Here is a 15,297-nt window from a genome sequence, read left to right on the forward strand (position 1 = left end):
AATATCCGATGAGCACAAATAGTGTGCTCATCATCTTGTTGATGGGCATAGCCATTTTGGTTCTTGGTGCCTTAAGCCTAGATTACAAGCGTAAGAATAGTTTACTGCAGGCGGATGTAAAACGTTTGGAATCGACTCAGGTGCTGTTAATGGTACCTGACGAACAGGCTGAAGCCATTGCAACTTGGTTAGCGTCTCATCCCGATCAGACTAAAGCAATGTTGCAATTAGCGGCTCCTGGTGAGCAGAAGGCTGTAGCGATTGGTCCTGAGCCGGTACAAAATAGCATTCCGCCTTTGCTGGGCGAACCAGATACTGAAATAGATACGGCGAAGGAAAAAACTAATCTGGAATCCTCTATTCCTAAACAGCTTCAAGCGCCAGAAAAAGAGGTTAAAGCTGTTTCTCAGACAATTGCAACCCAAAATGCAGAGATGCTGCCCGTGGTGATATCTGAGAATGCCGATGGTGTCAAAGTGATTAGTTTGCCCAATGGCGGCATTCGAGTCACGACCAGAAAAGAGCAGTAATTTTTAGAATTTGTGAACTCACAATTTTCTAGTTCATTAGCGTATTAACCAGTATAGATAGGGGTCACTTCTTGAAAGTCTGGACCATAGCGAATCAAAAAGGTGGCGTAGGTAAAACCACGACGGTAGCGAGTTTAGCGGGAACTTTAGCTAAGCGTGGTAAGCGTGTTCTTATGATAGATACCGATCCACATGCTTCGTTAGGTTATTACTTAGGTATTGATTCTGAAGAGGTTCCAGGCTCGTTGTTTGATGTTTTTCTTGCCCATAAAAACCTTTCTAAGGAACTCGTTTTATCCCATGTAGTGCCAACCTTAGTCGATGGTTTGGATTTATTGCCTGCAACTATGGCATTGGCTACCTTAGACAGAGCCTTAGGTCATCAAGAAGGAATGGGATTAGTACTACGTAATTTATTAGCACTGGTTGCTGATGATTATGATGTTGCTATCGTTGATTGCCCACCCGTACTCGGGGTATTAATGGTCAATGCGCTTGCGGCAAGTCAGCATATCATTATTCCTGTGCAGACGGAGTTTCTTGCCATTAAAGGGCTAGAGCGGATGATTAAAACGATGGAGTTAATGGGGCGATCTAAGAAGACGCGCTACAGTTACACTGTTGTGCCAACCATGTACGATAAACGCACCAAAGCATCACCTGCGGCTTTGCAAGTTCTTGGTGCCGAATACAGTGATACTTTGTGGAAAGACGTTATTCCAGTAGACACTAAGTTTAGAGATGCCAGTTTGGCACATTTACCAGCATCGCATTATGCGAGTGGTTGCCGCGGCGTTAAAGCCTATGAAAGATTATTAGATTTCTTATTAGTTGGGGAGTTTGGCCATGTCAAAATCGGTTGATGAAACTGTTTTTGATTTTTTCGCATTATTGCTGCAGGAAGACGACAGTCCAAACCAGATTGTTTCCCCTCAAAGCATTGTAAAAGCAGACTCAAATCAAAATGTTGCCGTTAATCAAACGGAGGCAGCATTGCTCGATGCGGCAATTTTGGCTGAAAATGGTCGCACTGCCGCACCGCAGAATGTAGAGAAGGCCATAACGCCTATTGCGCAGTTGCAGCCAAAAGCGGCGCCAAGACAACATGAGTTTGTTGCTCCGGTAAGCCAGGTTGTAGCTCAAGTGAATAAGCAAGCGTTAGAGAAATTACTCGCGCCAGTACTAAAGACTGCAAGGTTAGAACCGATACCACCTTCAGTAGAGATAGCGCCACCTATTGATGTTCAACCTGTTGTGGTGGAAGTACCACAAGCTCAGCCTGTTGTTAATGAAACCGTTGTTGATGAAATCGTTGAGCCAGTGGTTGTGCCAGAAACACAAGTCGGCATTACGCCTCCTAGTGTGACAAAAGATTTGCAAGAAGTGCTCGATGATGAGTTTCAGGTACTATTCTTTAAAGTAGCAGGGCTGACATTGGCTGTGCCTTTGGTGAGTTTAGGTGGAATAGTAAAAGTTGAGCGGATAAACCACATCTTTGGTCGACCCGCATGGTTTCTTGGTGTACAGACGCATAGGGAGGAACAATTGAACATTGTCGACACTTGTGCGTGGGTTATGCCAGAAAAATACACAGATAAACTGGCGCAATCGGTAAATTATCAATATCTTGTATTATTAGAAGGCAGTAACTGGGGATTGACTTGTGAGTCCTTGGTCAATGCGGTAAAAATTAATAAATCGCAAGTCAACTGGCGTAGTCAAGCGGGTAAACGCCCTTGGTTAGCGGGTGTAGTGAAAGAACAGATGTGTGGCATTTTGCACGTACAAGCCTTAGTTGAAATGCTTAATGCGGGTTTAGGTTGTCAGGACTCAATTGGTTGAGGTAAACATGAAAGATACAAGAAATGTAGCAGCAGTCGCTGCAAGTAAAGATGATGCAGTATTACAATGGGTTACCTTTAAGTTGGACCATGAAACTTACGGTATAAACGTAATGCAAGTGCAGGAAGTGCTGCGTTATACTGAAATTGCCCCCGTACCTGGTGCCCCCTATTATGTTCTAGGCATCATTAACTTGCGTGGTAATGTTGTCACTGTAATTGATACCCGCTCACGTTTTGGATTGCAGTCTGCTGAAGTTGATGATTCAACCCGAATCGTTATCATCGAAGCTGAAAAGCAGGTCATTGGTATCTTAGTTGATAGTGTTGCAGAAGTGGTTTATTTGCGCCGCTCTGAAATTGACAATGCGCCAAATGTTGGAACGGAAGAGAGTGCTAAGTTTATTCAAGGCGTGAGCAATCGCGACAATGAATTACTTATCTTAGTTGATCTCGACAAATTATTGTCCGATGAAGAATGGGCTGAGTTGACTCAGATCTAATCAATGAGTGTGATAAGGCTGAATGATTAGAATTCATTCAGCCATTTTGTTTATTTGCGAATAAATCGATGATGTTGAGTATTTACGATTTATGGATAGACGAAGTCTTTTTATCATAGCTTGAACAATGGCCAATTATATTGGTGACGTTAAGTGAGCACTTTGGAATAGATAACTTAATTGTAAGCCAACTCCTAATCTATGGTTTTGAGTGAGTATAAGGATCTTTGATGGGCGATGAATTTTTGATCGCAGCGTTAGTCTATGTCATCGCATGCTTAGGGTTAGTACTCTTTTTACAAAAGCAATTGAGTAAATTAAGAAGCAAAGTTGAGGCATTGACTGTGTTAGTTAAAGAGGGCGATCGGCAGCGAGAGTCTTTTAAACGCGAATTGCAAGAATTACGCAGTGGCACAATCGGTGTAGGCCGTCGTGTTATTGAATTAGAGAAACGCATATTGCAACAGTCTGAACGAATTGAAGAGACGACTCAACAGGATCCACAGGCAAAACTTTATACTCGAGCCATGAAGATGGTCGCGCTTGGTGCTGGCGTCGACGAATTGATTAAGGAATGCGAATTACCTAAAGCTGAAGCCGAGCTGTTGATCCGTCTGCATCGTAAGTAATCGGTAGCCAATTGAACACTAAAAGCTAATTTTTCTGAATTAGCTTTTTTATTTTATGCCTTCTCGACAATTTTTTTATGCATATTATTCCATTGCTCAGGAAATTTACCGTCGAGCATATACACAAATGCAATCAGTTCGGCGATAAGCAGGTAAAGCTCCTTGGGAATTTTCTCTCCTAACTCTAGCAATTGCAAAAAATGGCTCAGATGGGGATCTTGATGGATATAAACGCCGTTAGCCTTAGCTAAGGCAATAATTTCTTCTGCGATAAGCCCTTCACCAGTCGCGACTATTTTAGGAGCGTTACGGCCATCGTAGCTCAGTGCGACAGCTTGTTTAGGTTCACTCTCTTCACTCATATCGTTATTTCCAATGTTTTGTATAATGAACTCAATATTAGTGTTGGAACATTGTCACTCATTAAGCTTTTGTCTTTACGAGGAAATGATCACCAGGTAATAAGGTTGCTGGTACTTGCGCTATTTGAGTTGATAGTTCACCAGGCGTAAAACCCAGTTGTGATAGTTTTTGGCTTAAGGGCGTTAAAAAGTTATTAACCTTATTTAGTAGTATCTGACTATTGCCTTTGAACTGGATATCTAATTGTTGATTGTGGTTTTGGGCTGAAATCAGCAGAGGTCCTTGTGCTAGATTAAACTTCAGTTGTAAACGCCATCCCATTTTTTTATCTGGGTCATCAGGATCGGCTTCTTGCTCAAATTTCCCTTCCAGTTGCTCCTGACGTTGGTTAATGCCATAGGGAAGGGCGAAGAACCACACCAAATTGCCTGCGCTCTCATTACTTGCTTGTTGGTATAAATGCAGGTTAGAGGCTAATAGTCCCATGCTATCAAGGCCTCCTGCTTTGCTCAGTTGCCCAAGTAGTTTAGTGGAGAAGCCCACTTTAGCTTGTAACTGCTCAAGGTAGTCGACAAGCTTTTTGCTCATGGAATTCGAATTGTTATTGGCTTTAAAGCCAAGTAGCAGCTGAAAAAGTGAGGTAATTGCACTCCCATTCATGAGCATAGAGGCTTGATTTGATTGAGGCGTAGCAAGATTTAGACTCGCTAGACCGAGAATATTGGCTTTGAGCTCATCGATATCATTTAATTGGCTCAGTGGTGGTAGCCCTAAATGCGGTAGGAGTTTCAATAACTCAGATGCTAAATTCGAGTTGCTATTAGAACGAGATAGCTCAATAGGAAGTGCCCCCGCTTTATTGAACGCTTTTTGTAAGACATCAGCTACTTTTATCGAAGTATCAGTCTTAGCATCATTGCCTTGTTGTTCACTCTTTTGGCTACTGGATCCTAAAATATTCTTAAGTTTGTTTATGTCTGTAGGACTCACACTTAGGATTTCTTGTGACGTTTTTGAGCCTTGAGGTAACCCGTTTTTGCTATTTACGTTTTCACCCATTTGTGATGCTGGTGATTGACCCTCAAGCCGATTTTCAAGGGCTGAGTTTTGGGTGCTGATCTGACCTAGGTCTTTAGTTGTTGGCGTTATGACTTGCGCGTTAGAGATATTCTGTGAGCCAGTCGCAGTAGGCGCTGATGGAATATCTACTTTACTTTGAAGCTGCATTATATCGACTTTGGCTGTCACAATTTGTTTTGTGGGCTCAGGTAGAAAGTTGATATTTTCGAGTTTTTTTAGAAAGGAGGCAATGATCTGGGCTGGTTCAATTTTCGCGATCACAAGATCAGAAGATGGTTTATTTGTGGGAACCTGAGTTTCATTTACTGGCGCCCCAATTATGATTTCGAGTTTGCTCTGTATTGGGGTGAGTAATAAAATAGGGCGCCCTTGTTGAAAGGCTATTTTCGCGATGAATTCACCTTGATTCAGCTGGGGTCCAGGATCTTGTGCTACAACGGTACCATTAGCAAATTGAAGCTCCTTGTTAACTATAGTGACGTTGGGTAATGGATAGCCCTGTGTGCGAGCCGCGAGCGCTGAAAGCTGCGTCTGAGAGATGCCATTTTGTTGCGCCAGATTGATCACTGCCTCAGGGATTTTCAGTACGAGAGGTGTAGCTAAGGCAAGCAGTTGGCTAGTGGAGTTTTGCACTATCGTAGTTGGAGTTGAGCTGTTTTGCGCATTGGGCGTGACTAAAAAGCTATTAGCAGTCAACAATATTTGCCGCTGTTGAGCATTAACTAGCTTTAAATTATATTCTGTACCGTTTAGAATAATACTATCTCCTTCAGGTGATGTTTGCACCTGAGCTGGAATGGGGCGTGGAGTAGCATTGAGGGCATCAGTGTTAGCCATCGCAGTGTGTAACTGCGAATTTTGACTGCTGACAAGTGGAATCGACTCCATTTAATAACCTTATATAGTTTATCCTGCGATACATTCGTTTAGTAAAATTAACAATTGACCAATTTTTTTTGCCAAGTATGCTTATGCGCCTTGTGACAAAGGAACTGTCATACTGGATAGTATGCCACTAAGACGAATTATCTTTATATCGTCATTTTTGTATTGTCACTTTAGCGAAAATTTGATGTCTAAACAGTACATTTATATTAAGAGAGCGATATGAAGTTAAAATGGATGGGATTATCTTTGGGGTTAATGCTGTTGCCTAAAGTGCAATCGGCTGAAGTATCCCTACCAGATACCATTCAGCAGGAAACACCTGCTAAGGTACAAATTACCTATGATGATCCCCGCGATCCGTTCGAAGGCTTTAACCGAGCTATGTGGGACTTCAACTATCTCTACCTAGATAGATATTTATATCGTCCTGTAGCCCATGGTTATAACGATTATATTCCTACGCCTGCTAAAACAGGTATCAATAACTTTGTGCAGAATTTAGAGGAACCTAGCAGCTTAGTAAACAATGTGCTGCAGGGTAAGTGGGGTTGGGCAGCTAATGCTGGTGGACGCTTTACAATCAATTCTACTGTCGGCTTATTAGGTGTCATTGATGTCGCTGACATGATGGGTATGAGCCGCAAGCAAGATGAGTTTAATGAAGTGCTGGGTTATTATGGGGTGCCTAATGGACCTTACTTCATGGCGCCATTTGCGGGTCCTTATGTTGTGCGAGAACTCGCGTCTGATTGGGTTGATGGTCTATACTTCCCATTGTCGGAGTTAACAATGTGGCAATCCATTGTTAAATGGGGACTTAAAAACCTTCATTCTAGAGCATCAGCAATCGATCAAGAGCGACTTGTTGATAATGCACTCGATCCTTATGCCTTTGTCAAAGATGCATATTTACAGCACATGGACTATAAAGTCTATGATGGTAATGTCCCTCAAAAGCAAGATGATGATGAGTTGCTCGATCAGTATATGCAGGAGCTTGAGTAACCCTATTGGCCGTACTTGACAGCATTTGTCTTTAGTCATCAAATGCTAGCCTTGTTAAATTTTGTTATTGGCATATTCACTTGAGTAATGGCTATGCGATGAACTTTATTCGGGAACCTTTATGGCGTTAAATGGTGTTGCGGTTCTTTTAGTTGAAGATGACCCCGTGTTTAGGCAGATTGTTGCAAGCTTTCTCGATAGTAGAGGTGCGCAAGTCACACAAGCCTGTGATGGAGAACAAGGATTGTCAGTTTTTAAATCGCAGCGCTTCGATATTGTTCTTGCAGACTTGAGTATGCCTAAGCTCGGTGGGCTCGATATGCTTAAGGAAATGACAAGGTTAGCACCTTTAGTACCTTCTATCGTGATCTCGGGTAATAATGTCATGGCTGACGTCGTAGAAGCCTTACGCATTGGCGCAAGTGATTATCTCGTTAAGCCAGTATCTGATTTATTTATTATTGAACAAGCCATTAAACAAAGCCTTCATAGTTCCTACATTGATGATACTCAATCCGCAGATTTTGACGCGCTATCCCACCAAGAATTAAGTGATAATCTAGCATTGCTTGAGCAAAGTGTTGCTGCGGCAAAACAAGTTCAGCAACAACTCTTTCCCGCTTCAAATATTAGTTATCCGGCAGCCAAGGTTGACTATAGCCTTTATAAAAATAGCGATATAAGCAGTTATTTCATTGATTCAACTATGGTAGGTAGTGATTACCTGATTATGTACATGGCCCATTTGTACCCAGAGGATAATCGAGCTGCGTTTGCCTGCGTTCTGCTGAGAAGTTTTGTTAATAAGAAGCTCAAAGATTTTAGAAATGGTCAGAGTCAGAGCATTATTGAACCCTTTAACATGATGAGCTATTTGAACGAGCGTTTAGTGAAATCTGGTCTCGATATTAAAGCCGATATGATTTATGTTGCCATTGAGCTAACTAAGTACCGTGCTGCTATTGCACAGGCGGGTAAGGGGCTACGTTGTTATCTGCGTAATGACGAGGGATTAAGCCCGTTAGCACTGTCTGAGAGTCTTCAGCTTGGCGTGTTAGATTGGGGTAAACCGAGCATTCAGTTCCGCAGTATTTTACCGCAAGAACAGTTATGTATTGCGACAAGTGAGCCTGAGCATAAACAAGCTTTACTTGATAACAAGTTTAAGGGCTTAGTCTATGATGCAACGCTACCTGCTGGTGGTTTTCTACAGTTAAGCCTTTAGTTTTTTTAGACGCTTTGGCTAAATTGAGTATACCGAATAGCTGACTTAACAAAAACGCCTTACTCTTGCGAGTAAGGCGTTTTGTTTTAACAGTCAAAAACAGTTGAACAGGATAATTAACGTTTTATCGCTTCATGTTCAGCCGTCACTGCAATTTCACTTTCTAAGGCTTCGGCTTCAGTATGATGCTTGGTTTCTGCGCCATGCATCCAATCGACTAATTTGTCAGCCATAAAATACAGGATCACGCCAGATAGAGCAGCTGTAATCGCAATACCGGCAAAAATTGACATAGCATTAGCAAGTTGTTCCTCTTTGCCACCACCGTGACCAATCAAAGAGCCTACGACCCCAGCAACCTTGTTCGCCATCGCAATAAACAAGAACCAAGCGCCCATCATCAAAGAGGCTATGCGCAGTGGAGCAAGCTTAGTCACCATAGACAAGCCAATAGGTGACAAACATAATTCACCCATAGTATGGAAGAAATAAGCACCCACTAACCACCACATGCTTGATTTAGCAGTAGGATCGCTACCCATCTCAACCACAGCGCCAATCATGAACAAGAAGCCAATCGCCAATAAGAACAAACCTAAGGCAAATTTCACTGGCGAGTTAGGTTCATTTTTACCTAAACGGATCCAGATAGAAGCAATTACAGGGGCAAATAACACAATAAAAATAGCGTTTAGCGATTGGAAATAAGTCGTGGGCACTTCCCAAGTACCTATGTAACGGTCAGTAAACTCATTGGTAAATAAGTTCATTAATCCGCCCGCTTGTTCAAAGCCCGCCCAGAAAATAATCGTGAACAAACCCAGCACCATAATTACCTTGAGACGATCACGCTCAATTTTAGTAAGTGGTTCTTTACGGGTATTGCCTAGCTTAGCCTGGCGTTCACGTTCTAGCTTGGCCGCTGGCACGGTACCAATGTTACCTAACAGTTTTTGAGCAAATAAAAATTGAATCACCAGCGACAGCAGCATACCAATACCAGCACAGAAGAAACCTGCCTGCCAGTTATTAACAAAAACCTCTTGGCCATTAACCATTTCAGTGTGGCCAAAGCTAGTATAAGCCCAAGCAACAATAAAGCCGGATAATGCCGCACCTAAATTGATTCCCATATAGAAAATAGTAAATGCACCATCGCGACGGTGATCACCTTCCTCGTAGAGATCGCCCACCATAGTGGAAATGTTCGGCTTAAACAAACCATTACCCAGAATGAGTGTACCTAGACCGATATAAAAAATGGTCGTTTCAATACCAGGAAACCAAGCATGAGGCGCAGCTAGCATAAATTGGCCAGCCGCCATTAACGCACCACCAAAATAAATGGCTTTGCGCTGACCCAGAAAATTATCAGCTAACCAACCACCAATCAGCGGCGTTAAATACACTAACGCAGTAAAAGTACCATACAAGGATAAAGCGTCAGCTTGGCTAAATCCTAAGCCGCCACCGCCTTGTTTACCCACCTGGTCAACTAAATACAGTACCAAAATGGCACGCATTGCATAATAACTAAATCGTTCCCAAAGTTCTGTTGTAAACAGCAGGAACAATCCCTTGGGATGCCCAAGCATCGTTCCTTGTGGTTTTGCTACGCTCATGAAGTCTTCCACCTTAAGCTCGTGATTGCCTGTGGGCCCCTGAAACAGGATGATGTCACCACAGAAAAATGGTTGTTGCTCGTCCCAATATCGCCTGCAGGTTTAATCAACCATTAATTCGCGCTATAGCATTCATTAATTGTTGAATAACCGCTAGTTACGTATGGGTTATTGTTACGTTCTTATAATAAAAGTAATGTGTTTAGCAGTAAAATGAGTATTTTCGCTAAAATCCCACCTTATATACCCCTTAAAAGCAACCAAAGTCAATTTTGGTAAGCTAAGTGGTGACATTATCAGCAGTATAGTGTTGTGATTTTAATTATGAATTAGTTAATGTAAGCGTCATTGTATGCATACCGAGCGAGAGACAGGAATAGTCGAAAAATTACTTCCACCGACTTGAGCATCTTTGCTATGATTGCGACCCGTGAATGGACATCACTTATTTATAGGGTAGTGAGATTAGCTTATGAAGGCATGGTACCTTTTGTATTGTAAACCTCGTAGTGAAGCGAGAGCACAACAAAACTTAGCACTTCAAAATTTAGAGACGTATTTGCCTATGGTCTCTGAAGAGAAATCTCAGCGCGGGCGCAAACAAGTTTGTCGTGTACCACTATTTCCAAATTATTTATTCATCAATTTTGACCCAAGCCAGACAAGTGTCAGGCAGGTCCATTCTACTCGTGGTGTGAATCGAATCGTTAATTGTCAAGAGAAAATGACGCCCATTGACGACAGAATTATCCATGCCATTCGCATGAAAGAACTAACGCCTTCCCAAACAGTATTAGCCGAAGAATTAGAGCTAAAAACGGGGGAAAAAATTCGTTTTACAGATGGGCCCTTTGTTGATCTCGAAGGCATTTTTCAAGAAAAATGCCCAAATAAACGTTGCCATGTTCTTTTTAACATTATGGGGCAGATAAAGACGGTTACTGTACCTGAGCAAACGGTTGAAAGAGTTTGTAGTTAACTAATTAACACAAGTTTCATTGTAAGAATTAAGATGAAATATTTGTAGGAAATTGACTATTCTTATTATTAAGGCTTTTTGTCAGAGATGGATAACATTTTGTTAAGTTATTAAATAATAAGATTTTTATGGGTTTTTACAAAATTGAAATCATTAAGATTTTAATTTATCGCTAAAATTTGAAACATTGACTTGCAATTGCTTGTTAATTAACCAGTCAAGCTTTCGGGTTTGAAGTAAACTTATGTAACCAGACTTTAAGATTGTCGTTTATCCTTCTTAACGTCATTGGTATGTTGTTAAAAATGAATCTTTAGTTGATGCGCAAGCTTAGCTGCTTAAGGCCTGCATCGACGTTTAGGTGACTATTGGGTTTAGGCTGCGATAGTCTTGTTCTAATTAATAATTTGGCGTGTTTTTCCCCACAAGAGTGGTGATATCACTCGCTAGAAATTCAAATGGATTGGAGTCTTGTAATTCTTTTTATAAAGAATGATGAGGTTTGATTACATGAAAAATATGAGTTTTCGCGTCGCGAAGGGCAATATAGAAGCCGCAATCTATGGGCGGTAGCGTGTCTGAAAGGCAACGAATGAAAAGTTTCATTCGTTAAGCGGACGCCGAAGGCCTCGGGCCGCCACGCGGATCGGTAGCGTGTTTGAAAGGCGAGAAACCGCAGGTTAATCTCTCGAACGAGAGGTTCGGATACCGAACTGGCAGGTATACAGGGATATTTATCGAAAAACAGTTTCTTCATTAACTTTATTAAATGGGTAATGCAGGGAGCCTCAATAGCCATTAATATGCCCAATTTTACCTTTATTCAGTCATGATACGATTAACCGTAGTTGCTTGATGATGTAAACAATCCAACATTTACCCCAAAGAATCGTTAGTTTTTTGTACACTCTAAATGGCGTTTGATTGCCGAGTGTTTGAATGTGAAACTCAGGTTTTACCTCTAAAAAACCAATAATAAGCTTTGACTCATTTTTATAAACGGAGATATCTGGTGCTACAACAAGTCAAAAAATTCATCATACTAGGCATAAGTGCCGCGATTTTGATGGGCGCGCAGGCTAATGCCATTACGCCATCTCCACAGATGATCGAGCAGTTCAAAGCTTTACCTAAGTCAGAACAAGAAAGGCTAGCACGTCAATATGGCGTTGACCCTTCGATGATCACTGGTGGTTCAGCTACTCAAACAGTAGTTGAAAATCCAACTGTGGTGACTCCACGTGCTGCCAATAATGATGTAGTTGACCAATCTGAAAGTGACCAGCTAAACCAGGCGACGAAGTCAGAGGCAAAGGTTGAAGCTATTGAAGACAATAAAGAAAATCAACTAAAGCGTTTTGGTTACGATCTCTTTGCGGGTTCGCCAAGCACTTTTGCACCAGTTAACGATGTGCCAGTGCCTGCTGAGTACATGATTGGTCCCGGTGATAGCTTAAATGTTCAGTTGTTTGGTAAAGAGAATAACCAGTACACGCTAACCGTTGGTCGTGATGGAGCAATTCAATTTCCGGGTCTAGGGCCAATATCGCTTGTTGGTTTGAGTTTTTCAGAAGTACGCGAATTGTTACAGCAAAAAATTAGCCAAAGTATGATTGGCATAGAGTCAAATATCACAATGGGCGAATTACGGTCAATTCGTATCTTTGTTGCTGGTGATGCTTTTCAACCAGGCTCCTACACTGTTTCTAGTTTATCGACGATCACTCAAGCATTATTTATTTCCGGTGGTGTGAATCAAATTGGTAGCTTGCGTGACATACAAATTAAACGAGCAGGTAAAACAGTAGGTCGCCTAGATCTCTATGATTTACTTCTGCGTGGTGATGCATCAGGTGATATTCGCTTGCAATCAGGTGATGTGGTTTTTATTCCATCATCAGGTGGTTCAGTTAGCGTGATTGGTGAAGTTCGTCGTCCTGCTATATATGAACTTAAAAATAATGAAACCATGGCTGATGTTATTCGCATGGCCAGTGGTTTAAATCCGGGCGCTTATCCAAAAGCAAGTACAGTTGAACGTTATAGTAATGAATCAGTTAAAACTGTAGTAAGTGTTGATTTAACAGAAAATGGTGGTTTAAACACCTTAGTTAAAAATGGCGACCTACTAAACGTCAGGTCAGCCTCTAGCCGTATTGATAATGCGATTACTTTGGCTGGTGCTGTTGTTCGTCCAGGCAAATATCAATGGACTAAAGGTTTAACTGTTGCCGATTTACTCCCTTCAGTTTGGGGGGATCTAACCATATCCGCTGATTTGGATTATTCCTTACTTGTCCGTGAAATAAATCAACGCGGTGATATTCAAGTGGAACGTATTGCGCTTGGACGAGCGATAGCAGAACCTAAATCACATTATAATCCTAAGCTAAATCCGCGTGATTCAATCATTGTTTTTGATTACGCAGACCGTGAAGAGTTATTAAAACCTATAGTTAAAAAATTGAGAGAGCAGAGTCGTTTCGGTGATGCCGCTAAGTTAGTCAGCATCAATGGAAATGTGCGTTTTCCTGGGCAATACCCCATTACTATTAATGGCGATGTTAAAGAATTACTCATTGCGGCTGGTGGTTTAGAAGAAGGTGCCTATACACTTTCGGCTGAATTGACTCGTCAAAATGTTTCTGAGCAAAACGGTGTATCGGTTGAACATATGCAGCTGAGCTTAGATCAGGTCATGCAAAATGTACCAACTGCAAACGTTATACTACAAAGCCGTGACATCCTAACTGTTCGCACGCTTCCTGATTGGCAGGAGACTCGCTGGGTAACTATCAAGGGTGAAGTTAAGTTTCCCGGTACTTACAGTATTCAGCGTAGCGAAAGCTTGAAAGATGTGATATCTCGCGCAGGTGGTTTGACGAGCGATGCAGCTCCTCGCAGTGCTGTATTTTTACGTAAGTCAGTAAAAGATAAAGAGCAGCTTGAGTTATCAAAACTTGCTGATGAATTACGTCGTGAAATCGCCGCTAAAGCATTGACAAAAGATACACCAACCATTGGTTATAACGATGCGCAGCTGATGTTAAATCAGCTTGAAAATGTTAAAACTGTCGGTCGATTAGTTGTTGATATCAATGCAATCCAACTGGGTATCGATAGTGCTAACCTTATGCTTGAAGATGAGGATGCGTTGTATATTCCTGCGACTAATCAAACCGTGTCAGTCATGGGCCAAGTACAGCACCCAAGCACACATAGATATAAACAAGGTTTAACATTCGACCAATATTTAGCATTATCTGGTGGCGCACGTAAACGTGCCGATGAATCTCGCTCATATATTCTAAGGGCTGATGGCTCGGTCGAAATGCCAACCACATCCTTCTGGTTTAATGGTGGCAGTGCTATAGAACCAGGAGACACAGTTGTTGTACCATTAGATACTGAATATAAAGACAACTTAACGCTTTGGAGTCAAGTCACTGGCATTATCTACAATACTGCTGTTGCAGTGTCTGTAATCTCAGGGCTGTAGAAGGAAGGTTCGAGGGCGTTGATCCGCAACTGCTAGGACACAAGCTCGCACTTGGCCCTAGCACCTTTTATTTTCTCGAACCTTCTTTAAATATCTTTAAGCTTTCCTAGGGCCTAGCATCTAGGATCTAGGACCTAGAACCTAAAAAATGAACACACAAATTACTCAAAATCCAAACACATACCAATCCGACGCAAGATTTCCTCAAGTGCAAGATGACGAAATTGATCTTCGTGAACTTTTTTCGGTTATATGGCAAGGCAAATGGTTAATCATTGCCATTACGGCAGTATTCGCAATTGGTTCTGTGGTGTTTGCGATAATGCAACCCAATATCTATAAGTCTGAGGCATTACTGGCACCAGCATCAGCAGAGCAAGGTAGTAACTTAAGCGCATTAGCGTCTCAATTTGGCGGTTTAGCCAGCTTAGCTGGAGTGAACTTAGGCGCTAAGGGTGGTGTCGATAAAACTCAATTAGCCATTGAGGTATTAAAATCCCGCCAATTTACCAGTGAGTTTGTTCAAAAATATAATATTCTTGCCGATTTAATGGCTGTAAAAAAGTGGGATCGAGATTTAGATATAATCGTATACGATGCGGATCTTTATGATGTTAAATCAAATCATTGGGTACGCGAAGTTGACCCTCCACTTAAATCAGAACCTTCAATGCAGGAAGCCTATAAAGTTTTTAGTAAAATATTAGCTATTAATACGGATAAAGAAACTGGAATGGTTACTCTAGCGGTTGAGCATGTATCCCCAAGCGTTGCAAAACAATGGGTTACTTGGTTAATCGAAGATATTAATAAAGTCATGAAAGAGCGTGATGTTGCTGAGGCTAATCGCAGCAGTGAGTTTTTAAATAGACAAATTGCCCTAACTAATGTCGCCGATATTAAAACGATTCTTTATAAGTTGGTGGAAGAACAAGCTAAAACCATTATGTTCGCTGAAGTACGAGATGAGTACGTATTTAAAACCATAGATCCAGCATTAGTACCTGAAGAAAAGGCAAAACCTAAACGCGCATTAATTTGCGTATTAGGCACTATGCTTGGCGGTATGTTAGGTGTGATGTTTGTTTTAATAAGGCACTTTGCTCGTAAACAGAGTGTATAGAATATCAACG

General features: G+C 41.6%; 13 protein-coding genes. 10 read left to right on the top strand and 3 right to left on the bottom strand.

Going from position 1 to position 15,297, the window contains the following annotated elements; genetic code table 11:
- Positions 1-8 precede the first annotated feature (8 nt).
- The 5 genes from L5L77_RS05215 to L5L77_RS05235 all read left to right on the top strand — a co-directional run bounded on the left by L5L77_RS05215 (position 9) and on the right by L5L77_RS05235 (position 3,503).
- Complete coding sequence (locus L5L77_RS05215) at positions 9-530, top strand: membrane anchored protein in chemotaxis locus (RefSeq protein ID WP_263222268.1); 522 nt, start codon at positions 9-11, stop codon at positions 528-530.
- 71 nt (positions 531-601) lie between these two features.
- Positions 602-1,393 carry a ParA family protein gene (locus tag L5L77_RS05220; RefSeq protein ID WP_028761170.1) on the top strand — a complete coding sequence of 264 codons (792 nt, stop codon included), beginning with the start codon at positions 602-604 and terminating at the stop codon, positions 1,391-1,393.
- Positions 1,377-2,372 carry a chemotaxis protein CheW gene (locus tag L5L77_RS05225; protein WP_263191057.1) on the top strand — a complete coding sequence of 332 codons (996 nt, stop codon included), beginning with the start codon at positions 1,377-1,379 and terminating at the stop codon, positions 2,370-2,372. Before L5L77_RS05220 ends, L5L77_RS05225 begins: the two co-directional genes overlap by 17 nt.
- Before the next feature lie 7 nt (positions 2,373-2,379).
- A complete protein-coding gene (locus L5L77_RS05230) occupies positions 2,380-2,874 on the top strand; it encodes a chemotaxis protein CheW (RefSeq protein ID WP_006082380.1) in 495 nt (164 codons plus the stop codon).
- Between the two features lie 230 nt (positions 2,875-3,104).
- Positions 3,105-3,503, top strand: coding sequence for a DUF2802 domain-containing protein (locus tag L5L77_RS05235; protein ID WP_028761168.1), 399 nt, complete (start codon positions 3,105-3,107; stop codon positions 3,501-3,503).
- A gap of 53 nt (positions 3,504-3,556) precedes the next feature.
- Here L5L77_RS05235 and L5L77_RS05240 read toward each other — a convergent pair whose 3' ends face one another.
- Positions 3,557-3,865 (bottom strand): EscU/YscU/HrcU family type III secretion system export apparatus switch protein, encoded by a 309-nt coding sequence (locus L5L77_RS05240; RefSeq protein WP_263222209.1) that lies wholly within the window; start codon positions 3,863-3,865, stop codon positions 3,557-3,559.
- A gap of 61 nt (positions 3,866-3,926) precedes the next feature.
- Positions 3,927-5,834 carry a hypothetical protein gene (locus L5L77_RS05245; RefSeq protein WP_263222210.1) on the bottom strand — a complete coding sequence of 636 codons (1,908 nt, stop codon included), beginning with the start codon at positions 5,832-5,834 and terminating at the stop codon, positions 3,927-3,929.
- A 219-nt stretch (positions 5,835-6,053) separates the two neighbouring features.
- On the opposite strand from L5L77_RS05245, the gene L5L77_RS05250 reads away from it, so the two are divergent.
- Entirely contained in the window at positions 6,054-6,839 is a 786-nt protein-coding gene (locus L5L77_RS05250; RefSeq protein ID WP_219233968.1) for a VacJ family lipoprotein, read from the top strand.
- Between the two features lie 121 nt (positions 6,840-6,960).
- Positions 6,961-8,064 carry a response regulator gene (locus L5L77_RS05255; RefSeq protein ID WP_263222212.1) on the top strand — a complete coding sequence of 368 codons (1,104 nt, stop codon included), beginning with the start codon at positions 6,961-6,963 and terminating at the stop codon, positions 8,062-8,064.
- Between the two features lie 116 nt (positions 8,065-8,180).
- Here the strand turns inward: L5L77_RS05255 and L5L77_RS05260 are convergent, their stop codons facing one another.
- On the bottom strand, positions 8,181-9,686 hold the full coding sequence (locus L5L77_RS05260; protein ID WP_028761163.1) for a peptide MFS transporter: 1,506 nt from the start codon (positions 9,684-9,686) through the stop codon (positions 8,181-8,183).
- Positions 9,687-10,158: 472 nt separating this feature from the next.
- Between L5L77_RS05260 and rfaH the strand changes: the two genes are divergently transcribed.
- From rfaH to L5L77_RS05275, 3 genes are all read left to right on the top strand, one after another.
- Positions 10,159-10,665 carry a transcription/translation regulatory transformer protein RfaH gene (gene rfaH, locus L5L77_RS05265; RefSeq protein ID WP_105251953.1) on the top strand — a complete coding sequence of 169 codons (507 nt, stop codon included), beginning with the start codon at positions 10,159-10,161 and terminating at the stop codon, positions 10,663-10,665.
- A gap of 1,012 nt (positions 10,666-11,677) precedes the next feature.
- Complete coding sequence (locus tag L5L77_RS05270) at positions 11,678-14,164, top strand: SLBB domain-containing protein (RefSeq protein ID WP_263222213.1); 2,487 nt, start codon at positions 11,678-11,680, stop codon at positions 14,162-14,164.
- A 148-nt stretch (positions 14,165-14,312) separates the two neighbouring features.
- Positions 14,313-15,287: a Wzz/FepE/Etk N-terminal domain-containing protein gene (locus tag L5L77_RS05275; RefSeq protein ID WP_263222215.1), complete on the top strand. Its 975-nt coding sequence runs from the start codon at positions 14,313-14,315 to the stop codon at positions 15,285-15,287.
- Positions 15,288-15,297 lie beyond the last annotated feature (10 nt).

The sequence above is a fragment of the Shewanella sp. SM29 genome (genome assembly GCF_025654245.1).
GTDB classification, from domain to species: Bacteria; Pseudomonadota; Gammaproteobacteria; order Enterobacterales; family Shewanellaceae; genus Shewanella; species Shewanella oncorhynchi.